Here is a 22,002-nt window from a genome sequence, read left to right as displayed (position 1 = left end):
GTCCGACCCGGTCAGGTCACGTCGGCCGGATGTTGTGGTTGAAGCGGAAGACGTTGTCCGGGTCGTACCGCCGCTTCAGCTCGCCCAGCCGCCGCATGTTCTCGGTGCCGAGGCCCGCGACCACCCGGTCGTGGCCCTCGTCCCCGGTGAAGTTGAGGTAGACCGCGCCGGTGCTCCACGGCCGGACATCGGCGCGGACGTCCTTGACCCACTGCCGCACCCGCTCGTCGTCCTCGGGGTCCTCCCAGATCCCGAACGGGTGCACCGCCCACGGCGCGTCGCGGTACGGCACCGGGTAGTCGGCCGGGCCGGAGGCGATGGCGCCGCCCTGCGGGAAGATCAGGTGCTGGGTGCCGGTCGGCACCGGCATGGTGTCGGCGCGGGCGCAGAAGGCGGTCACGAAATCGTCCGGGACACCCGTGAGGTACTCCGCCGACCAGTAGTTCCGCATGCCCGGCGGGTCGTCGATCATGCACTGCAGGTCGGCGTACGGGATGGCCGTGACGATCTCGGCCTCGTGCGGGATCGCCAGCAGTGGCGCGGCGAGCCGGCGCATCTCGTCCTCGGGCCCCGCGTACGTCAGCAGCGCCGAGGCCAGCAGCCGGCCGACCAGGTGCGGCGGGACGAACTCCTCCGGCGGACCGGTCAGGTAGATGGCGCCGCCGCCCGCCTCGGGCGGTCCCGCCTCGATGACGTCCCGGTAGGTACGCACCACCTCGGGCCCGCGTTCCGGCAGGTACAGCAGGAACGCGATCGACATGGCGGGCAGTTCGTGCAGCCGCAGGGTCAGCGAGGTGGCGATGCCGAAGTTCCCGCCGCCGCCGTGCAGTCCCCAGAACAGGTCGGGGTGGTCCTCCGCGGTCACCTGGAGCAGCTCGCCCTCCGCCGTGACCAGTTCCACGCCCAGCAGATTGTCCACCGCCAGGCCGAACTTCCGGTCCAGCCATCCGGTACCGCCGCCCAGGACGAAGCCGCCGACGCCCGTCGTCGAGGCCCGGCCGCCGGTGGTCGCGAGCGCGTACGGCTCGCAGGCCCGGTCCAGGTGGCTCATCGTGGCCCCGCCCCCGATGTGGGCCGCCATGGCCGCGGGGTGGACCGTCACCTCGTGCATCCGCCGCAGGTCCACGACCAGGCCGCCGTCGTTAAGGGACATCCCCGCGACGCTGTGCCCGCCGCCGCGCACCGCGATCTTCAGGTCCAGGTCCCTCGCGAAGCGTACGGCGGTGACCACGTCGGCCGTGCTCTCGCACTGGGCGATGACGGCCGGCCTGCGGTCGATCATCGCGTTGAAGAGCGTCCGGGCCTCGTCGTACCCCGGATCGTCCGGGGCGAAGACGTCACCGGCCAGGTCCTCGCGGAGCGCGGCGAGCGCCGTGCCCGCCTTCGAGAGGGGCGTCATGGTCTCCCCCTTCCGAGAAGGGCATGGGAAACCCTTCCAGCGTAGGCGGAGACGATCACCGGGGCGCGGCGGAGGAGATCCGTGCCCGTGCCCCGGTGCGGTCCTAGCCCCCGTACGCCCCGCTAGCGGTGAGCCGCAGCGCGGTGTCGATCAGCGGGACGTGGCTGAAGGCCTGCGGGAAGTTCCCGACCTGGCGCTGGAGCCGCGGGTCCCACTCCTCGGCCAGCAGCCCGAGGTCGTTGCGGAGCGACAGCAGCCGCTCGAAGAGCCGCCGCGCCTCGTCCACCCGCCCGATCATCGCCAGGTCGTCCGCCATCCAGAACGAGCAGGCGAGGAAGGCGCCCTCGTCGCCCTCCAGGCCGTCCACGCCGGCCTCCTCGCCCGCCGTCGGGTAGCGCAGGATGAAGCCGTCGGGCGTGGACAGCTCGCGCTGGATCGCCTCGATGGTGCCGATGACCCGCTTGTCGTCCGGCGGCAGGAAGCCCATCTGCGGAATCAGCAGCAGGGAGGCGTCCAGCTCCTGCGACCCGTACGACTGGGTGAAGGTGTTGCGCTCCTTGTCGTAGCCCTTCTCGCACACGTCCTGGTGGATCTCGTCGCGCAGCTCGCGCCAGCGGTCCAGCGGGCCGTCCGCGTCCCCGCTCTCGATCAGCTTGATGGTGCGGTCCACGGCCACCCAGGCCATCACCTTCGAGTGCACGAAGTGGCGGCGCGGGCCGCGCACCTCCCAGATGCCCTCGTCGGGCTGGTCCCAGTGGGTCTCCAGGTAGCGGATCAGCTTGAGCTGGAGCAGCGAGGCGTAGTCGCTGCGGGCCAGGCCGGTCATGTGGCCCAGGTGCAGGGCCTCGGTGACCTCGCCGTACACGTCGAGCTGGAGCTGTCCGGCGGCGCCGTTGCCGACGCGGACCGGGCGGGAGTTCTCGTAACCCGGCAGCCAGTCCAGCTCGGTCTCGCCGAGCTCCCGTTCGCCCGCGATCCCGTACATGATCTGCAGGTTCTCGGGGTCGCCGGCCACCGCGCGCAGCAGCCACTCGCGCCAGGCGCGGGCCTCCTCGCGGTAGCCGGTGCGCAGCAGCGACGACAGGGTGATGGCGGCGTCGCGCAGCCACGTGTAGCGGTAGTCCCAGTTGCGGACGCCGCCGATCTCCTCCGGCAGGGAGGTGGTCGGCGCGGCGACGATCCCGCCGGTGGGGCCGTACGTGAGGGCCTTGAGGGTGATCAGGGAGCGGACCACGGCCTCCCGGTAGGGCCCGTGGTACGTGCACTGCTCGACCCACTCGCGCCAGAACTCGGTGGTCGAGTCGAGGGCCGCCTCGGCGTCGGGGGCTTCCGGCGCGCCGCGGTGCGAGCGCTCCCAGCTGATGCTGAAGGCCATCCGGTCGCCCGGTCCGACGGTGAAGTCGGAGTACGTGGTCAGGTCCTTGCCGTACGTCTGCGCGTCGGTGTCCAGCCACACGGAGTCGGGGCCGGCGACGGCGACGGTGCGCCCGTCGACCTTGTGCACCCAGGGCACGACCCGCCCGTAGCTGAACCGCATGCGCAGCGCGGAGCGCATCTTCACGCGCCCGCTGACGCCCTCGACGATGCGGATGAGCTGCGGCGCGTGGTCCTCGCGGGGCGGCATGAAGTCGATCACGCGGACCGTCCCGCGCGGGGTGTCCCACTCCGATTCGAGCACCAGTGAGTCGCCGCGGTAGCGGCGGCGGCTGGCGCGCGGGGCCTCGGAACCGGCCGCGAACGCCGGGCCGATCCGCCAGAACCCGTGATCCTCGGTGCCGAGAATGCTCGCGAACACGGCATGGGAGTCGAAACGAGGCAGACACAACCAGTCCACCGCCCCGTCCCGGCAGACCAACGCGGCGGTCTGCATGTCCCCGATCAGTGCGTAATCCTCGATGCGCCCGGACACGTTGCATCTCCAGTCGAACGGTCACGTCCACCCCGAAGGGCGCTTGCATTGCGCTGGTTGCGCGGTCTCCTGTGTGCAGGGATCCCCGCGCCGAGCCCATGATTCCGTATGTCGGCTCGGGTAGGCCGTGTGACGGACTGCCCGGCGCCGATGTGTGCAATATCCGAGCAGGATATGACGGCACCCTAGTGATCCCCTTAAGCGCCGGAAGAATGCTGCTCCCCCAATCGGGTGAGCAGCGGCGATGTCGCCCGGACGGCCCCTCGGTGCCCTGGTACGGAACCCGCGCGCAGCGTGGCCGGAGGCAGACGGGTCCGGGCGCTGATAGGCTGGTACCCCGTGGACCGGTGGTCTGCCTGTGCGAATCAGGAGCCCCGAAACCGCAGCTTCGGCGCCCCCTGAGACCCTTCCGGATCGACGGTGGCCGGCGCCGGACGCACCTCACCTCGCGACCACGGGAGCCCCCTCTTGGCGATGCCGCCCAAATCCATGACGACCAAGCACATCTTCGTCACCGGAGGTGTCGCTTCGTCCCTCGGCAAGGGCCTGACGGCCTCCAGCCTGGGTGCGCTGCTGAAGGCGCGCGGCCTGCGGGTCACGATGCAGAAGCTCGACCCGTACCTGAACGTCGACCCGGGCACGATGAACCCGTTCCAGCACGGCGAGGTGTTCGTCACCAACGACGGCGCCGAGACCGACCTGGACATCGGCCACTACGAGCGCTTCCTCGACGTCGACCTCGACGGCTCGGCCAACGTCACCACCGGCCAGGTCTACTCGCAGGTCATCGCCAAGGAGCGGCGCGGCGAGTACCTCGGTGACACCGTGCAGGTCATCCCGCACATCACCAACGAGATCAAGCACCGCATCCGGCGCATGGCGACCGAGGACGTCGACGTCGTCATCACCGAGGTCGGCGGCACGGTCGGCGACATCGAGTCGCTGCCGTTCCTGGAGACCGTCCGCCAGGTCCGTCACGAGGTCGGCCGCGACAACGTCTTCGTCGTGCACATCTCGCTGCTGCCCTACATCGGCCCCTCCGGCGAGCTGAAGACCAAGCCGACCCAGCACTCGGTCGCGGCCCTGCGCAACATCGGTATCCAGCCCGACGCGATCGTGCTGCGCGCCGACCGCGACGTCCCCACCTCCATCAAGCGCAAGATCTCGCTGATGTGCGACGTGGACGAGGCGGCCGTGGTCGCGGCCATCGACGCCAAGTCGATCTACGACATCCCGAAGGTCCTGCACACCGAGGGCCTGGACGCGTACGTGGTGCGCAAGCTCGACCTGCCCTTCCGCGACGTCAACTGGACCGTCTGGGAGGACCTGCTGGACCGGGTCCACAACCCCGACCACGAGGTCAAGGTCGCGCTCGTCGGCAAGTACATCGACCTGCCCGACGCGTACCTGTCGGTGACCGAGGCGCTGCGCGCCGGCGGTTTCGCCAACCGTGCCCGCGTCCAGATCAAGTGGGTCACCTCCGACGACTGCAAGACCCCGGCCGGCGCCGCGGCGCAGCTCGGCGACGTGGACGCGATCTGCGTGCCCGGCGGCTTCGGCGACCGCGGCGTCAACGGCAAGGTCGGCGCGATCACCTACGCCCGCGAGAACAAGATCCCGCTGCTCGGCCTGTGCCTGGGTCTGCAGTGCGTGGTCATCGAGGCCGCGCGCAACCTGGCGGGCATCGATGACGCGAACTCCACCGAGTTCGACGCCTCCACCCCCCACCCGGTCATCTCGACCATGGAGGAGCAGCTGGCCTTCGTCGAGGGCGCGGGCGACCTGGGCGGCACCATGCGCCTGGGCATGTACACGGCCAAGCTGGCCGAGGGGTCCATCGTGCGCGAGGTCTACGGCGACGCCTACGTCGACGAGCGCCACCGGCACCGCTACGAGGTCAACAACGCCTACCGCGGCGAGCTGGAGAAGAAGGCGGGCATCGTCTTCTCCGGCACCTCCCCGGACAACAAGCTCGTCGAGTACGTCGAGTACCCGCGCGAGGTGCACCCCTACCTGGTGGCCACCCAGGCCCACCCGGAGCTGCGCTCGCGCCCGACCCGCCCGCACCCGCTCTTCGCGGGCCTGGTCAAGGCGGCGGTGGAGCGCCAGCAGTCGGCCAAGTGAGGTTCTGACCGCATAACGTAGGCAGCCGGGGCAAGGATCTTGCCCCGGCTGTCGCGTTTTCGGAAAGGTACCCGGCATGACCATGGACATTGCAGACACCGCCGAGTCGTGGGAGGTCGTCGCCTCCCGGACGCCGTTCGAGGGCGCGAAGACGGCGGTCCGGTCCGAGCAGGTACGCATGCCGGACGACGCGGTGGTGCGCCGGGACTACCAGGTGCACCCGGGATCGGTGTGCGTGCTGGCGCTGGACGAGGACGGCGGCGTGCTCGTGCTGGGCCAGTACCGGCACCCGGTACGGCACAGGCTGTGGGAGCTCCCGGCCGGGCTGCTCGACGTACCCGGTGAGAACCCGCTGCACGCGGCCCAGCGGGAGCTGTACGAGGAGGCGCACGTCAAGGCGGAGGACTGGCGGGTGCTCGCCGACTTCTTCGCGTCCCCCGGCGGCTCGGACGAGGCGATCCGGATCTTCCTCGCGCGGGGCCTCTCGGAGGCGGAGGGGGCGCGGTACAAGATGTCGGAAGAGGAAGCGGACATGGAAACCGCCCGCATTCCGCTCAACGACCTGGTCCGGGCCGTCCTCGCGGGCCGGATCGGCAATCCGGGCCTGGTGACGGGGGTCCTGGCGCTGTCCGCGGCCCTGGCCGCCCCGGGCGGCGTCGACGCCCTCCGCCCGGCCCTGTCCCCGTGGCCGGCCCGCCCGTACGAGGCGTAGCCGACCGGGCGGCGGGGCCGTGCGGCTCAGTGGTGTGACCATCGGCTGATCCGATTGGGGGATTTGTCCGCCGCGCTCCACCCGGGTCGTCGCTCTGCGTGAACTACGCTCGCAATCCGGAGGCAGGGAGAGGAGCGGATCCGTGACGGATTTCGTCGGGCGGCGGCGTGAGCTCAAGGAGCTGCGCGAGGACATCGCACGGACCGGGCTCGACACCCTCTCGGGCCGAAAGGCCAAGGCACCCCGCGCCCGCGTGCTCCTGATCGCCGGGCGGCCGGGGTCCGGACGGACCGCTCTGGCCGAGGCGTTCGTGCGCGAGGTCGCCGGGCAGTACCCCGACGGGGTGCTCCGGACCCGCCTCACCGCACCCGGCGGGCAGACCGTGGAAACCGAGCGGGCCGTCAGGGGCCTGCTGGAGGGGCTGGGGCAGCCCACCCCGCCCGGGGCCGGCGAGGACGAGCTCAGCTCCGCCCTGCGCACCGCGCTCGACGGGCGCCGGGTGGTCGTCCTCGTCGACGACGCCGCCGACCCGCACCAGGTCGACGCCCTGCTCCCGGACACACCCGAGTGCCTCGTCGTGGTCACCGCGGAGGGGCCGCTCACCGGGATTCCGGATGTCCGCCCGTGCACCCTCGGCGGGCTGGACACCCCCTCCGCCGTGGAGATGCTCGTGCAGCGCATCGGCGACACCCGCGTCACCGCCGACCCCCGCGCCGCCGAGGCGCTCACCGAGGAGTGCGGCGGCCAGCCCGCCGCGCTGGCCCTCGTCGGCGGCTGGCTCGCCGCCCACCCCAAGGCCTCCGTCTCCGACGTGGCCAAGCAGCTGCACGACATGCCCGTCGGCACCGGCGGCCCGCTCGTCCGGGGCTTCCGCCTCGTCTACGAGTCCCTGCCGCAGCCCGCCCAGCGGACCCTGCGGCTGCTGCCGCTGGCCCCAGCCGGCATCGTCGACTCGCACACCGCCTCCGCCCTGGCGGGCTGCTCCGTGGCCGCGGCCCAGTCCACGCTCGACGACTTCGCCGGGCTCGGCCTGCTGCGGCACGCCCCCGAGGGCCTGTTCCTGCTGCCCGGCTGCCTCGTGCCCCAGCTCCAGGCCCTGCTGGAGACCAAGGAGCGCCCCGCCGAGGTCCAGCTCGCGCGGGCCCGGATGCTGGAGCGCACCGTACGGCTCCTGCACTCCTGCCGGGCCATGGCCGAGGGCGAGGACGACGGCCTGGACGTACGGGAGAAGCTGGAGGGGCTGCCGCGGGCCCTGCGCTTCCCCGACCGGCGGGCCGCCGCCACCTGGCTCGACACCCGGCTGCCCGCGCTGACGGCCGCGGCCACCCTCGCCGTCGCCGACGGCGAGCTGGACACCCTGGCCCGCAGGCTGGTGGCCGCCCTCGTACGGGCCCTCGCGGAGCACCGCGGCACCGCCGAGGCCGCGCCCGAGCTGTACGGGCTGCACCGGCTGGTCCTGGACGTGGCGGAGCGGCGCGGGCTGCACCGGGAGCAGGCCGCCGCGCTGCTCAACCTGGCCGACCTGGACGCCGCGACCGGGCGGACCCAGGAGGCCCTCGACCGCTACCGGGCCGCGCTGCATGCCGGACGGGCCGCGAACGACCCGTATGCGACGGGCCGCGCGATGGAATCCGTAGGCGGCGCCTACCAGGAGCTGGAGGACTGGCACCGGGCCTCCGACTGGTTCGGCCGGGCGCTGGCCCATGCCCTCGCGCGGGGGGAGCGCCCGGACGAGGCCCGGCTGTACGGGCGGCTCGGAAACGTACACACGTACGCGGGCCGGTACGGGGACGCGCTGCGCAGCTGGCGGGCCGCCGCCGCGGGCTACCGCCGGCTGGCCGATGTCCCGGGTCAGGCGAAGGCGTTGAGCGAGATGGCCCGGGTCCAGGAGTACGCCGGCCGCCCCGAGGAGTCGCTGCACACCTGCCGGGAGGCGGTGGAGCTCGCGCGGCGCGCCGGGGACCAGCGGCTGCAGGCCGCGCTGCAGGTCCGGTTGGCCGACACGCTCGACCGGCTGGGCGACCCCGCGGCCGCCCGGCTGCACCGCTCCGCAGCCGACAGATTGCTGGGAGACGACCCCGCAGCCTGCGAAATCCGTAGTGATTCCGACTGAGATTATTTGTTTGCAAGGCTAGACACGAGTTCATCCTTCATTAAACTGGCTTCACCACGTCATCCCGTGGTGCATCCCGTTGCGCGTACTTGTGGGCGGGTATGTATGGAAGTGCCCCGTAATATCCCCTGAGCCAAGGACCGTGATCGACGATGAAGGTCGGCATCCCCCGCGAGGTCAAGAACAACGAGTTCCGGGTCGCCATCACGCCCGCCGGCGTGCATGAGCTGGTCCGCAACGGCCACCAGGTCTTCATCGAGCAGAACGCCGGTGTCGGCTCCTCGATCACGGACGCCGAGTACGTCGCCGCCGGAGCCGAGATCCTCGGCACCGCCGACGAGGTCTGGGAGACCGCGGACCTGCTGCTGAAGGTCAAGGAGCCCATCGCGGAGGAGTACCACCGCCTCCGCAAGGACCAGACCCTCTTCACCTACCTGCACCTCGCGGCCTCCCGTGAGTGCACGGACGCCCTGCTGGAGTCCGGCACCACCGCCATCGCGTACGAGACGGTCGAGCTCGCCAACCGCGCGCTGCCGCTGCTCGCCCCGATGTCCGAGGTCGCGGGCCGCCTGGCCCCGCAGGTCGGCGCCTACCACCTGATGCGCTCGGCCGGCGGCCGCGGCGTGCTCCCGGGCGGCGTGCCCGGCACCCACGCCGGCGAGTGCGTGGTCATCGGCGGCGGCGTCTCCGGCTGGAACGCCGCGCAGATCGCCATCGGCATGGGCTTCCACGTGACCCTGCTGGACCGCGACATCAACAAGCTCCGCGAGGCCGACAAGATCTTCGGCACGAAGATCAAGACGATCGTCTCCAACGCCTACGAGCTGGAGAAGGCCGTCATCGAGGCCGACCTCGTCATCGGCGCGGTGCTGATCCCGGGTGCGAAGGCCCCGAAGCTGGTCACCAACGAGCTCGTCGCCAAGATGAAGCCCGGAAGTGTCCTTGTCGACATTGCGATCGACCAGGGCGGCTGCTTCGAGGACTCCCGTCCGACCACCCACGCCGAGCCGACCTTCCAGGTCCACAACTCGGTCTTCTACTGCGTCGCCAACATGCCGGGCGCGGTGCCGAACACCTCCACCTACGCCCTGACGAACGCCACGCTGCCCTACATCGTGCAGCTCGCGAACCTCGGCTGGGTCGAGGCGCTGCGTCGTGACCCCGCGCTCGGCCTGGGCCTCAACACCCATGACGGCCAGGTCGTTTACGGTCCGGTCGCCGAGGCCCACGGCCTGCAGACCCTTGAGCTGAGCACGCTGCTCGGCTGAAACGTCAACGACTGACGTCAATCTCACGTATCCGGCCGGACCTTGCCCGCAAGGTCCGGCCGGACGCGTTTGCCGGGGTCACCGCGGAGCCCCTCAACTCGCCTCGAACGTAACCCTTTAACCCTTTCGCGCACCCGCGAAACTTCGTGGCGACGGCGCGTGCGCCCTTGACAGAGCGGTGTTCGGTTGCCGACACATCGTGCCGGGTCCGGCGGATTGTGTTGCCGCTGAGTGGTGACACGCCATAGAGTCGCCAACCGTCGGCATGGTGCCACGCTGACCTATCGATAAGTGTCCTGGTCACGTCCGAGGAGGTAAGACGACTTGTGAATGAGTCGACATTTGCTCCTGGGGGTGGTCGAGCAGGGACGCCGGAGCGGGGCCAGAACCCCGCCGGGCTCGAGGCTGTCGGCTCCGTCGCAGTCCGCACCTTCGCAAACCACCAGCACATGACGACGCCCCAAAAGAGCATGGACGGCCTAGACGTGAACTCCAGGGCCGGCGACCGGAGCGGCGAAAAGCCCACTGGATTCGCCGACTACGACAATGTGCCCGAAGGGCACTTCTACGACCCCGACGCGGAGTACGAACCGGACCCCGAGTACGCGGCCACCCTCGCCCCCGACGCTGCCCGCCAGCGCCGTGAGCGGATCGGCCCGACCGGACGCCCGCTCCCGTACTTCCCGATCCCGGGTCCGCTGACCGACCACGGTCCCGCGAAGATCATCGCGATGTGCAACCAGAAGGGCGGCGTGGGCAAGACCACGTCGACCATCAACCTGGGTGCCGCTCTCGCCGAGTACGGGCGCCGCGTGCTGCTCGTCGACTTCGACCCGCAGGGCGCGCTGTCCGTGGGCCTCGGCGTGAACCCGATGGAACTCGACCTGACGGTCTACAACCTGCTCATGGAGCGGGGCATGTCGGCCGACGAGGTGCTGCTCAAGACGGCGGTCCCCAACATGGACCTGCTGCCGAGCAACATCGACCTGTCCGCTGCCGAAGTGCAGTTGGTCAGCGAGGTCGCGCGCGAGTCCACCCTGCAGCGGGCCCTGAAGCCCCTGATGGCCGACTACGACTACATCGTGATCGACTGTCAGCCCTCGCTCGGTCTGCTGACCGTGAACGCCCTGACGGCGGCTCACAAGGTCATCGTCCCGCTGGAATGCGAGTTCTTCGCGCTCCGCGGCGTGGCGCTGCTGACCGAGACCATCGAGAAGGTGCAGGAGCGGCTCAACCCCGAGCTGGAGCTCGACGGCATCCTCGCCACGATGTACGACTCCCGTACGGTGCACAGCCGCGAGGTGCTGGCGCGCGTCGTCGAGGCCTTCGACGATCACGTCTACCACACGGTCATCGGCCGGACGGTGCGCTTCCCGGAGACCACGGTCGCCGGTGAGCCGATCACGACGTACGCGTCCAACTCCGTCGGTGCCGCCGCCTATCGCCAGCTGGCCAGGGAGGTGCTCGCCCGGTGTCACGCCGAGTGAGTCTGCCCGGAGCCGACGAACTGTTCCGTACGACCGGCGGGATGGCCCTGCAGTCCTCCTCGCCGAGGCGGGGCGCCGACGAGGCGCCTGCCGCCGAGCACTCGGCCTCCTCGGCCGAGGGCACGGCGGGGGAGGGCCGCAGCCGGGAGGCCGAGGCCGGCCCGGATCCGGTGGTGGGCGCACCCCGGCGGCCGCAGGAAGGTTCTGTCAGCTCCGCCAACGGGCCGGCCCAGCCGGACCGGCGGGGCAAGGGGCAGGGCCGGGGCGCCAACCGGCGGCCCAGCGGGCGGGAGCGGCACGACGAGAAGATCACGGTCTACGTCTCCGCCGAGGAGCTCATGGACCTGGAGCACGCGCGGCTGGTGCTGCGCGGGGAGCACGGCCTGGCGGTCGACCGCGGCCGCATCGTCCGCGAGGCGGTGGCGGTCGTCCTCGCCGATCTCGAATCCCGCGGGGACGCGAGCATCCTCGTACGGCGCCTCCGCGGCCGCTGACCGGCCGCGCCCGCGCCCCTGCGGACCGGGTCGGGTCCGCCCGGCCCGGCCCCGCGGGCCCATCCGGCCGGATGGGCAGGTCAGCCCTTAGGCTGCTCGTGGCCGCGGGCGACTCCCCGGGCCCCTCGCCTGCCGCCCGCTGCGCACCACCTGGACCGCGATGCCCTTCCCCGCCGAACCCGGCCGACCGACCCGGCGACTCCTGGGCCGCGGGCCCGGTACGCCGCAGGACGGCCCTGAGCCGCCCGCTGCGCGGCGGGGGCGGCCCGACGGCGGGACGGAGCCCCCGGAGGTCCACGGGCCCGCTGGCGGGGCCCCTGAAGGCCGCGACGAGCCCCCGGCCCCGGCCGAGCCCCCGGTACCGAGCCAGGCGGAGCCCCCGAGACCGGCCCAGCCCCCGAGCCCGGCCGAGCCCCGGACCCCGGCCGAGCCTCCGGTCCCGGGCGGGGGCGACGGGCGGTTCACACTGCGGCTCGCCAACTTCGAGGGGCCCTTCGACCTGCTGCTCCAGCTGATCTCGCGGCACAAGCTCGACGTCACCGAGGTCGCGCTGTCGAAGGTCACCGACGAGTTCATGGCGCACATCCGGGCCATGGGGCCCGACTGGGACCTCGACCAGACGACCGAGTTCCTCGTCGTCGCCGCCACCCTGCTGGACCTGAAGGCCGCCCGGCTGCTGCCGGCCGCCGAGGTCGAGGACGAGGCCGACCTCGCCCTGCTGGAGGCGCGCGACCTGCTCTTCGCGCGCCTGCTGCAATACCGGGCGTACAAGCAGATCGCCGAGATCTTCGAGCGGCGGGCGGAGGCGGAGGGCAAGCGGTACCCGCGGACCGTGGGGCTGGAGCCGCACCACGCCGACCTGCTGCCCGAGGTCGTCATCACCATCGGCCCGGAGGGGTTCGCACGCCTCGCCGTCAAAGCCATGCAGCCCAAGGCCAAGCCCCAGGTCTACGTGGACCACATCCACGCGCCGCTCGTCAGCGTGCGCGAGCAGGCCGGGCTCGTCGTACGGATGCTGAAGGCCCGCGGCGAGGCCACCTTCCAGGAGCTCACCGAGGACACCGAGGACACCCTCACCGTCGTCGCCCGCTTCCTGGCGCTCCTGGAGCTCTACCGCGAGAAGGCGGTGGCCCTGGACCAGGAGGAGGCCCTGCAGACCCTGACCGTGCGCTGGAGCGGCGGGGACGGCGACGGCATGCCGACCGTGACCGACGAGTTCGACCAGATCGTGGAGGCGAAGGATTGAGCAGCGACGCGAGCGCGGTGGCCGCGCTGGAGCTGAAGCCGGCCCTGGAGGCCGTCCTCATGGTCGTGGACGAGCCCGCGACCGAGGCGCACCTCGCCAAGGTGCTGGAGCGCACCCCGCGCGAAGTGGCGGACGCGCTGCGCGAGCTCGCCGACGAGTACACCCTCCAGGGCCGCGGCTTCGAGCTGCGCCCGGTCGCCGGCGGCTGGCGGTTCTACACCCGGGCCGAGTACGCCCCGGCGGTCGAAGGCTTCGTACTGGACGGCCAGCAGGCCCGTCTCACCCAGGCGGCCCTTGAGACCCTGGCGGTCGTCGCGTACCGCCAGCCGGTGAGCCGGTCGCGGGTCTCGGCGGTCCGCGGAGTCAACTGCGACGGGGTCATGCGGACCCTCCTCCAGCGGGGTCTGGTGGAGGAGGCGGGGACGGAACCCGAAACAGGTGCGATCCTGTACAGGACGACGAACCACTTTTTGGAGCGGATGGGCCTACGAGGCCTGGACGAGCTCCCGGAGCTCGCGCCCTTCCTCCCCGAGGCGGACGCGATCGAAGCCGAGACGCAGGAAGGTGTTCCGTCGTTCGATCCGGACTCACCGGATACCGATGAAGACGACGACAAGACGACGGAACTTTGATGCGAAGCAGCGGCAACGGCAACGGCGGCGGCAACAGGAACAGCAGCGGCGGTGGCGGCGGCGGGCGTGGTAGCGCCCGTGGCGGCTCCGGCGGCGGTGGCGGTGGCTACCGCGGTGGCGGCTCCTCCTCCGGCGGTGGTGGCTCCCGCGGCGGCTCCTCCTCCGGTGGCGGCGGCTACCGCGGTGGCGGCTCCGGCGGCGGCTCCTCCTCCGGCGGCGGCTACCGGGGCGGCTCCTCCTCCGGTGGCGACCGTGACCGCGACCAGGCGCCCCAGCGTCCCCGCAACCCGCGCCCCGAGGAGCGCCGCTACGACGTGGGCCCCGAGGGCGAGCGCAGCGGCCGCTCGGGCCCCAAGGCAGGCGGCGGCGGTGCGCGTGGCGGAGCCGCGCGCGGTGGCGCCAAGGGCGGCCCCAAGACCTCCAAGACCCCCGGCATCGGCGGGGCCGGCGGCCCGCGCCGCGGCCCGGGCAGCCGCAGCGGCCAGTCCCGCCCGCGTGAACTGGACGCGCGGATCGAGGAGCGCGTGCGCGACCGGTACGCCGACAAGCCCGTGATCAAGACGCCCAAGACCTTCCCGGGTGCCGAGGAGGAGGGGGAGCGCCTGCAGAAGGTGCTCGCCCGCGCCGGCATGGGCTCGCGCCGCGCCTGCGAGGAGCTCATCGAACAGGCCCGCGTCGAGGTCAACGGCGAGATCGTGCTGGAGCAGGGCAAGCGCGTCCAGCCGAAGGACGAGATCAAGGTGGACGGCCTGACCGTCGCCACCCAGTCGTACCTCTTCTTCGCGCTGAACAAGCCCGCCGGTGTCGTCTCCACCATGGAGGACCCGGACGGCCGCCAGTGCCTGGGCGACTACGTCACCAACCGTGAGACGCGCCTCTTCCACGTCGGCCGGCTCGACACCGAGACCGAGGGCATCATCCTGCTCACCAACCACGGTGAGCTGGCCCACCGCCTCACGCACCCGAAGTACGGCGTGCAGAAGACCTACGTGGCCGCGATCACCGGCTCGCTGCCGCGCGACATCGGCAAGCGGCTCAAGGACGGCATCGAGCTGGAGGACGGGTACGCCCGCGCCGACAACTTCCGCGTCGTCGACCAGGTCGGCAAGAACTACCTGGTCGAGGTCACCCTCCACGAGGGCCGCAAGCACATCGTCCGCCGCATGCTGGCCGAGGCGGGCTTCCCCGTCGACAAGCTCGTCCGGACCTCCTTCGGCCCGATCGAGCTGGGCGACCAGAAGTCCGGCTGGCTGCGCCGCCTGACCAACACCGAGGTCGGCATGCTGATGCGCGAGGTCGGTCTGTAGGACCGCCTGATCGCCTGACCGCCAGGCCCGAGGAAAGCCCGCAGTGCCTTACGGCGCTGCGGGCTTTTCCCTTGTCCGGGACCCGTCCCTCTGTTTATAGTCAACGTGACTATTAAAGGAGGGGCCGTCATGAGCTGGACCGAGGTACTCGGATTCGCCACTGGTGCCCTGTGCGTCTGGCTCGTGGCCCGGCAGCACGTCGCCAACTGGCCGATCGGCATCGCTAACAACATCTTCTTCATCGTGCTCTTCACCCAGGCCGGCCTCTACGCCGACGCCGGGCTGCAGATCGTCTTCATCGCCCTCGCCGCGTACGGCTGGTGGTCCTGGACCCACGGGGGTGGACCAGGAACCGCCGAGGCCCTGCCGGTGCGCCGCACCACGCGCACCGAATGGGTCTGGCTGGCCGCGGCGGGGGCGGTGGGGGTGCTCGGCCTGACCCTGCTGCTGGGCGAGGTCACCGACTCCACGGTCCCGTTCTGGGACGCCCTGACGACAGGGCTCTCGCTCGCGGCCACCTACGGCCAGTGCCGCAAGCTCGTCGAGTCGTGGTGGCTGTGGATCGCCGCCGACCTCGTCTACATCCCGCTCTACGCCTACAAGGAGCTCTACCTCACCTCCGTCCTCTACGTCGCCTTCCTCGCGCTGTGCGTGGTCGGCCTGATCGGCTGGCGGCGCACGCTCCCGGCCCGGGGGGCCCGTACGGCCATGGAGGCGCGGGCGTGAGGCGCTACGGGCACGGCCTGGTCCTCGGCAAGTTCTATCCGCCGCACGCCGGCCACCACCACCTGGTGCGCACCGCCCAGGACCAGTGCGAGCGGCTGACCGTGCTGGTCTGCGCGGCCTCCGTGGAGTCCGTCCCGCTCGCCGACCGCGTCGCCTGGATGCGCGAGGCGCACCCGGGCGCGGAGGTCGTCGGCGCGGTCGACGACGTCCCGGTCGACCTGTACGACCCGGCCGTCTGGGAGGCGCACATGGCGATCTTCCGGGCCGCGGTGGCCGGGCCGGTGGACGCCGTCTTCACCTCGGAGGAGTACGGGACCGAGCTCGCGAGGCGGTTCGGTGCCGACGAGGTCTGCGTGGACCCGGCGCGGACGCTGTTCCCGGTCTCCGGGACGGCGGTGCGGGCGGATCCCGTCGGCTGCTGGGACTTCCTGGGCCCGGCGGTACGGGCCTTCCTGACGCGGCGGGTCGTCGTGCTCGGCGCCGAGTCCACGGGGACGACGACGCTGTCTCGGGCACTGGCCGCGCACTACCGGCGGCGCGGCGGGGTGTGGGCCGGGACGGGCTGGGTCGCCGAGTACGGGCGCTCGTACAGCGAGGAGAAGCTGGCGGCGGCCCGCGCCGCCGACCCCGCGGCCGCCTGGGAGGACATCACCTTCACCTCCGAGGAGTTCCCCGTCATCGCGCGGCGCCAGGACGCGGACGAGGAGCGGGCGGCCCGGCTGGGCTCCCCGGTGCTGTTCTGCGACACCGATTCCTTCGCAACCGGCATCTGGCACGAGCGCTACGTCGGCGGACGCAACGAGGAGGTCGAGAAGACCGCCTCCCTCACCCGGCGCGACCTGTACCTGCTGACGGACGACGCCGACGTGCCCTTCGAGGACGACGGGCTGCGGGACGGCCCGCACCTGCGGCCCTGGATGACCGGGCGGTTCCGCGAGGAACTGGAGCGCACCGGCAGGCGTTTCCTCCTCGTACGGGGCGACCGCGAGGAGCGGCTGGCGGCGGCCGTGGCGGCCGTCGACGAACTGCTCACCGAGGGCTGGCACTTCGCCGATCCCCTGCCGGAGACCCGGTGAGCGGGGCGCTGCCCGCGGGCTACGACCCGCACGCCTTCGAACCGTTCGCGGTGACCGTCGACCTCGCGGTGTTCACCGTACGGGGCGGCCGGCTGCACGTGCTGCTGATCCGGCGAGGCCAGGAGCCGTACGCGGGGGCCTGGGCGCTCCCCGGCGGCTTCCTCCTGCCCCGGGAGTCCGCCGAGGCGGCCGCCCGCCGCGAGCTGGCCGAGGAGACCGGCCTGTCGGCGGCCCTGGTGGCCGGCCTGCACCTGGAGCAGCTGCGCACGTACAGCGAGCCGGACCGTGATCCCCGGATGCGGGTGGTCTCCGTGGCCTTCACGGCGCTGGTCCCGGACATGCCGGAGCCGCTCGCGCAGGGCGGCGGCGACGCGGCCCAAGCCCGCTGGACGCCGGTGGGGGAGGTCCCCGGGCTGGCCTTCGACCACGCGGTGATCCTGGCGGACGCCCGGGAGCGGATCGGCTCGAAGCTGGAGTACACCTGCCTGGCCACCGCCTTCTGCCCGCCCGAATTCACCCTCGGGGAGCTCCAGAGCGTCTACGAGACCGTCTGGGACACGGCCTTGGACCGACCCAACTTCCGCCGCAAGGTCCTCGCCACGCCCGGGTTCGTCGAAGCCGTGCCCGGCGCCGCCCGGCTGACCGGCGGACGAGGCAAACCGGCCGCGCTGTACCGGGCCGGCCCCGCGACCGCCCTCCACCCCCCGCTGCTCCGACCGGAAGGACCCACTCGATGACGAAACGAGCCGCGACCGGCGCCCTGCTCGGGCTGGCCCTGGGCGATGCCCTCGGCTTCCCGACCGAGTTCAACGACGTCCCGTCGATCCTGGCCAAGACCGGCCCCTGGCGGGAGATGAAGCTGCCCCGCCCGGCGATCGTCACGGACGACACCCAGATGACCCTCGCCCTGGCGCGCGGCATACGCACGGCCGTCGAGCGGGGCCGGGTGGGCCCGCTGCGCCTCGCCCGGCCGGTCCGCGAGGAGTACGTCGACTGGTACCACTCCCCGGAGAACAACCGGGCGCCGGGCCGCACCTGCATGACCGCCTGCCGGCTCCTCGCGGACCCGGAGCGGGACTGGCGCGACGCCAGCCAGATCGGCTCCAAGGGCTGCGGCGCGAACATGCGGGTGGTCCCGGTGGGGCTCGTCCCCGGCTGGACCGAGGAGGAGCGGGCCGGCGCCGCCCAGCTCCAGTCGGCCCTCACCCACGGCCACCCGACGGCGCTCGCCGCCTCCGACCTGACGGCGCGGGCCGTGTACCTGCTGGCCGCCGGCACCGAGGTGACGGGCCTGGTCGGACAGCTGCGCTCGTACGCCCTGGAGAACCGGACCCGCTACCACGAGCGCTGGCTCGGGGACCTGTGGGTGCGGACGGCATCCGACGCCTCCGCGGAGTCCTTCATCGCGCGGGGCTGGGACGACTGCCTGACGGCCCTCGACCGGCTGGCGGCCGCCCTGCGGACCCCGTCCCCCGAGACGGACCCCTGCCTGACCACGGGCGACGGCTGGATCGCGGAGGAGGCCCTCGCCACGGCCCTGCAGTGCTTCCTGCTCTTCCCGGAGGAACCCCTCCTGGCCCTGCGCCGCGCGGCCTGCACGAGGGGCGACTCCGACTCCATCGCCTGCCTCGCGGGCGCCTTCGCGGGCGCCCACCTCGGCGCGGACATCTGGCCCCGCGACTGGGAGGGCGGCATCGAGTACCGCGACGAACTCCTGGCCTTCGGCACCCTCTGGGACGCGTGAACCATGCTGGACGCACTGAGTCCCGACCTGACCCCGGTCGTGGCCGAGCAGCCCGACCCGCTGCTCTTCGCCACGGTGTCGGGCGCCCACCTCTACGGCTTCCCCTCACAGGACTCGGACATCGACCTGCGCGGTGTCCACGTCCTGCCGGCGGCGGCGCTGCTGGGCCTGCGCGCCCCTGAGGAGACCCGCAGCCGCATGTGGGACCGCGACGGCGTGGAGATGGACCTGGTCACGCACGACCTGCGCAAGTTCGTGACGCTGCTGCTGCGCCGCAACGGCTACGTCCTGGAACAGCTGCTGTCCCCGCTGGTGGTCCACACGACGCCCGCCCACGCCGAACTCGTGGCGCTGGCCCCGGGCGTGCTGACCTCCCACCACGCCCACCACTACCGGGGCTTCGCCAACACCCAGTGGCGGCTCTTCGAGAAGGCCGCCGAACTCAAACCGCTGCTCTACGCCTTCCGGGCCCTGCTCACCGGCATCCACCTGATGCGCTCGGCCGAGGTGCAGGCGCACCTGCCGACCCTGCTGGCGGAGGTCCCGGAGGCACCCGGCCGGCTGGCCGGGCTCATCGAGGCCAAGGCGGCCGCCGAGCACGGGGCGTACGAGGGGCCGCCCGTCGCCGCCGTACGGGAGGAGTTCGAGGCGCTGCACCGGGTGCTGGACGAGGCGCAGGCGGCCTCCGCCCTGCCGGAGCAGGGACCGCGTACGACGCGCTCGACGAGTTCGTCGTACGGCGGCGCGCCCTAGCGGACGGCGAGGGCTGACGCGCGGCGGGTGCGGACGAGGAAGTCCTCGACGCGGGCGTGGTCGGGCTCCGCGGGGAGCGGGGTGGCGATCAGGGCCGCTTCGGTCTCCGCCACGAGGCGCGACATCCAGGCGTCGGCCTCGTCCCAGGTGAGCTCGCCGCGCCGGACCGCGAGGAGGCGGTCGCGGTACGGGCCCGCGTCGATGGTCAGGCGGCCCGTGCGCAGGAGGTCGCGGCAGGACAGGAGCAGGCGCATCAGGTGCATGGCGTGCTTCCAGCGCGGGGCGCCGTGGTTGCGGACGTCCGCGAGGAGTTTGCCGCGCTGGGAGGCCGCGTACCGGCTGAAACTGGTGTGGGACCGGCGGGAGAGGAAGGCCTCGCGCAGCGAGAGCAACTCCTCGCCGACCGGCGTCAGCTGTTCCACCAGGGGGGAGTGCAGACACTCCAGGATGTTCGGGTTGGCGCGCAGGGCCAGTTCGCAGAAGCGTTCCAGCTCCCAGGAGAACTCCTCCTCCCGAGGGCCCTCCACGTGCGTGGGGGGCTTCCCGAACCGCCAGAACAGCGGCGTCGGGGCGAGGTAGACACCGCGTCGGTCGGTGTCGCTCGCCTCCGTCGCCAGCCCGAAGGCCCGGGAGCCCATCACGCACTGGTAGACCGTGTGGTCCCGTACCAGCGTCAGTTCGTCCATCCGTGGAGCCTAGGCTCCTGGCCTGCCGCTATGCGAGCGAGATACTGCCGTCCGACGCGACCGTGATCTTCTTCTCCGGGAGCGGACGGGTGGCCGGTCCCTTGGTCACGGCCCCGTCCGCCACCGCGAACTTGCTGCCGTGGCAGGGGCAGTCGATGGTGCCGTCCGCCACCTTGTTCACCAGGCAGCCCTGGTGGGTGCAGACGGCGCTGAAGCAGCGGTAGGACCCGGCGGTGGGCTGGGTGACGACCAGCTTCTCCTCCTTCAGCACCGTGCCGCCGCCGACCGGCACGTCCGCCGCCTTGGCGATGGCCTTGCCGCCCCCCGCGGGCTGGGACGAGCCCGGCTGGGAGGTGTCCGGCTGGGCCGAAGGGGCGGACACGTCGGGCGCGGTCGCCGACCCGCTCGCGGGCGTCTTCTCGCCGTCACTGCCGCAGGCGGTGAGCGCGCCCCCTGCCAGGGCGGCCGCGCCGGCCGTGAGTACCGTGCGCCGGGCCGTGTTCGTGGGATCGCTCATGCGTGTCTCTCCTCGCTTCGTGGCCGGATGGGCGAGCAGCATCCTGGCCTGCGACGGGCTCCAGGTGAAGCCTGCCGCGCCGTTTCAGTGGCCCGGCGGCCATGGGGCCAGTGTGGCGGGACTGCCGGGTGTGCGTACCACCTCCCACACGCGGATCACGGCGCTCCGGTTCAACGGGCCGTGGACGTGTGGGTACAGGCCGCCGGATTCACCTTCGCGGCGGACCTCGGCGGTCAGTGCGTCCTCGTCGAGTTCCACCGCGAGCAGCGTCCCCGCCACCTCGCGGTAGTGCGTGTCGGCGATCGCGAGCGCCGTGGGGCGGTCCGCCGAACAGTGCACGAAACCCTCCGAGCCGAGCGAGGGCGGGGCGTACGGCAGTTCGGGCGCCGCGGTCCAGTCGGCGAGCGGGACGAGGTGGAAGATCATGCCGATCGTTCTACCGCAGTGACCGGGAGCGGCGCGTGCACCAAGTGGCAGCAGTGTCCGTCATGGGTGACATTGTCCGTGTCTCGGCGCCGGGTACGCCGCTGCCGCGCGGACACGGCGGCTCCCAGGGCCCGGCCGCCGTTCCACGGGACGGGCCGCCGGGCCCTTCGCCCGTCCCGGCTGGCTACTCTGGCCGGGCAGTCCCGTCACCGTGCCGCAGCAAACCCTGGAGTCCCCGTGAGAACCGCCGTCGTCATCGGAACCGGACTGATCGGCACCTCCGCGGCGCTCGCCCTGACCGCCCGCGGCATCACCGTGCACCTCGTCGACCACGACCCGGCCCAGGCCCATACGGCGGCCGCGCTCGGCGCCGGTACGGACGAGCCCGTGGACGGCGCGGTCGACCTCGCGATCGTCGCCGTGCCCCCGGCCCACGTGGCCGCGACGCTGGCCGACGCGATCGGCCGCGGAGCGGCGCGGGCGTACGTGGACGTGGCCAGCGTCAAGGGCGGACCCCGCCGGGAGCTGGCGGCGCTCGGCGTGGACGTCACCGCGTACATCGGCACGCACCCGATGGCGGGCAAGGAGAAGTCCGGGCCCCTGGCCGCCACCGCGGACCTCTTCGAGGGCCGTCCGTGGGTGCTGACCCCCACCCGGGACACGGACCACGAGGTGCTGAACCTCGCGCTGGAGCTGGTGTCCCTGTGCCGGGCCGTGCCCGTCGTGATGGACGCGGACGCGCACGACCGGGCCGTGGCGCTCGTCTCGCACACCCCGCAGCTGGTGTCGAGCATGGTCGCCGCGCGGCTGGAGGAGGCCGACGAGACGGCGGTCCGGCTGTGCGGGCAGGGCATCCGCGACGTCACCCGCATCGCGGCCTCCGACCCGCGGATGTGGGTGGAGATCCTGTCGGCGAACCCGGGCCCCGTGGCCGACGTCCTGGCCGGCATCGCGGCCGACCTGGAGGAGACCGTGGACGCGCTGCGCGGGCTCCAGTCGGCCGACGTGGAGAAGCGGCGCGGCGGCGCCGCGGGCATCGAGGACGTACTGCGGCGCGGGAACGCGGGCCGGGTCCGGGTGCCGGGCAAGCACGGCGCGGCGCCCACGGTCTACGAGACGGTGGCCGTCCTCATCAGCGACCAGCCGGGCGAGCTGGCCCGGATCTTCGCCGACGCCGGGCGGGCCGGGGTCAACATCGAGGACGTGCGGATCGAGCACGCGACGGGTCAGCAGGCCGGCCTGGTCCAGCTGATGGTGGAGCCGCGGGCGGCGGCCGGCCTGACCGCCGAGCTGCGCGAGCGGGGCTGGGCGCTGCGCCAGCAGTAGGCCGCGGGCCGCTTGCTGGCGGGGCGCCGAGCCGGATGCGGGCCGCTACGGCGCCGG

Annotated in this window: 19 protein-coding genes and 1 pseudogene; 15 read left to right on the top strand and 5 right to left on the bottom strand. The window is 72.4% G+C overall.

Translation table 11 applies throughout. The features are described from left to right. Positions 1-16: 16 nt before the first annotated feature. Complete coding sequence (locus OG737_RS05265; protein WP_328924960.1) at positions 17-1,399, bottom strand: FAD-binding oxidoreductase; 1,383 nt, start codon at positions 1,397-1,399, stop codon at positions 17-19. A gap of 103 nt (positions 1,400-1,502) precedes the next feature. Next, positions 1,503-3,308, bottom strand: a complete 1,806-nt coding sequence (locus tag OG737_RS05260) for a glycoside hydrolase family 15 protein (RefSeq protein WP_328924959.1) — start codon at positions 3,306-3,308, stop codon at positions 1,503-1,505. A 474-nt stretch (positions 3,309-3,782) separates the two neighbouring features. Here OG737_RS05260 and OG737_RS05255 point away from each other — a divergent pair, with 474 nt between their 5' ends. The 14 genes and pseudogenes from OG737_RS05255 to OG737_RS05190 all read left to right on the top strand — a co-directional run bounded on the left by OG737_RS05255 (position 3,783) and on the right by OG737_RS05190 (position 19,007). After that, entirely contained in the window at positions 3,783-5,432 is a 1,650-nt protein-coding gene (locus tag OG737_RS05255) for a CTP synthase (protein ID WP_328924958.1), read from the top strand. Positions 5,433-5,514: 82 nt separating this feature from the next. Further along, positions 5,515-6,144, top strand: coding sequence for an NUDIX hydrolase (locus OG737_RS05250; protein WP_328930217.1), 630 nt, complete (start codon positions 5,515-5,517; stop codon positions 6,142-6,144). A 142-nt stretch (positions 6,145-6,286) separates the two neighbouring features. Beyond that, positions 6,287-8,257 carry a tetratricopeptide repeat protein gene (locus OG737_RS05245; protein WP_328924957.1) on the top strand — a complete coding sequence of 657 codons (1,971 nt, stop codon included), beginning with the start codon at positions 6,287-6,289 and terminating at the stop codon, positions 8,255-8,257. Positions 8,258-8,409: 152 nt separating this feature from the next. Beyond that, complete coding sequence (gene ald, locus OG737_RS05240; RefSeq protein WP_328924956.1) at positions 8,410-9,525, top strand: alanine dehydrogenase; 1,116 nt, start codon at positions 8,410-8,412, stop codon at positions 9,523-9,525. Between the two features lie 326 nt (positions 9,526-9,851). Next, positions 9,852-11,012, top strand: a complete 1,161-nt coding sequence (locus OG737_RS05235; protein ID WP_405680154.1) for a ParA family protein — start codon at positions 9,852-9,854, stop codon at positions 11,010-11,012. Continuing rightward, entirely contained in the window at positions 10,997-11,506 is a 510-nt protein-coding gene (locus OG737_RS05230) for a hypothetical protein (protein WP_328924954.1), read from the top strand. The genes OG737_RS05235 and OG737_RS05230 overlap by 16 nt, the downstream gene beginning before the upstream one ends. Positions 11,507-11,666: 160 nt before the next feature. Next, entirely contained in the window at positions 11,667-12,752 is a 1,086-nt protein-coding gene (locus tag OG737_RS05225; protein WP_328924953.1) for a segregation/condensation protein A, read from the top strand. Further along, a complete protein-coding gene (scpB, locus tag OG737_RS05220; protein ID WP_328924952.1) occupies positions 12,749-13,384 on the top strand; it encodes an SMC-Scp complex subunit ScpB in 636 nt (211 codons plus the stop codon). Before OG737_RS05225 ends, scpB begins: the two co-directional genes overlap by 4 nt. Beyond that, positions 13,384-14,691, top strand: coding sequence for a pseudouridine synthase (locus tag OG737_RS05215; protein ID WP_405921236.1), 1,308 nt, complete (start codon positions 13,384-13,386; stop codon positions 14,689-14,691). Before scpB ends, OG737_RS05215 begins: the two co-directional genes overlap by 1 nt. Positions 14,692-14,820: 129 nt before the next feature. Continuing rightward, positions 14,821-15,417 (top strand): nicotinamide riboside transporter PnuC, encoded by a 597-nt coding sequence (pnuC, locus tag OG737_RS05210; protein WP_328924950.1) that lies wholly within the window; start codon positions 14,821-14,823, stop codon positions 15,415-15,417. Continuing rightward, positions 15,414-16,493 (top strand): AAA family ATPase, encoded by a 1,080-nt coding sequence (locus OG737_RS05205; RefSeq protein WP_328924949.1) that lies wholly within the window; start codon positions 15,414-15,416, stop codon positions 16,491-16,493. The genes pnuC and OG737_RS05205 overlap by 4 nt, the downstream gene beginning before the upstream one ends. Further along, entirely contained in the window at positions 16,490-17,230 is a 741-nt protein-coding gene (locus OG737_RS05200; protein WP_328924948.1) for an NUDIX domain-containing protein, read from the top strand. Before OG737_RS05205 ends, OG737_RS05200 begins: the two co-directional genes overlap by 4 nt. Continuing rightward, a complete protein-coding gene (locus tag OG737_RS05195) occupies positions 17,227-18,237 on the top strand; it encodes an ADP-ribosylglycohydrolase family protein (RefSeq protein ID WP_405921235.1) in 1,011 nt (336 codons plus the stop codon). The genes OG737_RS05200 and OG737_RS05195 overlap by 4 nt, the downstream gene beginning before the upstream one ends. A 3-nt stretch (positions 18,238-18,240) precedes the next feature. Then, positions 18,241-19,007, top strand: a pseudogene (locus OG737_RS05190) (DNA polymerase beta superfamily protein). Here OG737_RS05190 and OG737_RS05185 read toward each other — a convergent pair. The 3 genes from OG737_RS05185 to OG737_RS05175 all read right to left on the bottom strand — a co-directional run bounded on the left by OG737_RS05185 (position 18,987) and on the right by OG737_RS05175 (position 20,619). Next, positions 18,987-19,676 (bottom strand): DNA polymerase beta superfamily protein, encoded by a 690-nt coding sequence (locus OG737_RS05185; RefSeq protein ID WP_328924946.1) that lies wholly within the window; start codon positions 19,674-19,676, stop codon positions 18,987-18,989. The pseudogene OG737_RS05190 and the gene OG737_RS05185 overlap by 21 nt on opposite strands. 28 nt (positions 19,677-19,704) lie before the next feature. Beyond that, a complete protein-coding gene (locus OG737_RS05180) occupies positions 19,705-20,193 on the bottom strand; it encodes a Rieske (2Fe-2S) protein (RefSeq protein WP_328924945.1) in 489 nt (162 codons plus the stop codon). An 84-nt stretch (positions 20,194-20,277) separates the two neighbouring features. Then, positions 20,278-20,619 carry a DUF952 domain-containing protein gene (locus OG737_RS05175; RefSeq protein WP_405921234.1) on the bottom strand — a complete coding sequence of 114 codons (342 nt, stop codon included), beginning with the start codon at positions 20,617-20,619 and terminating at the stop codon, positions 20,278-20,280. A gap of 237 nt (positions 20,620-20,856) precedes the next feature. Between OG737_RS05175 and OG737_RS05170 the strand changes: the two genes are divergently transcribed. Further along, the gene (locus OG737_RS05170) at positions 20,857-21,945 is read left to right on the top strand and encodes a prephenate dehydrogenase (protein WP_328924943.1); all 1,089 of its coding nucleotides are present in this window, start codon (positions 20,857-20,859) and stop codon (positions 21,943-21,945) included. The last annotated feature ends 57 nt before the right edge of the window (positions 21,946-22,002 follow it).

Origin of the sequence: Streptomyces sp. NBC_00122 (assembly GCF_045160845.1) — a bacterium.
Classification (GTDB): Bacteria; Actinomycetota; Actinomycetes; order Streptomycetales; family Streptomycetaceae; genus Streptomyces.
Note: the sequence above shows the minus strand (reverse complement) of the source record. Positions and strands in the feature narration are given on the sequence as shown.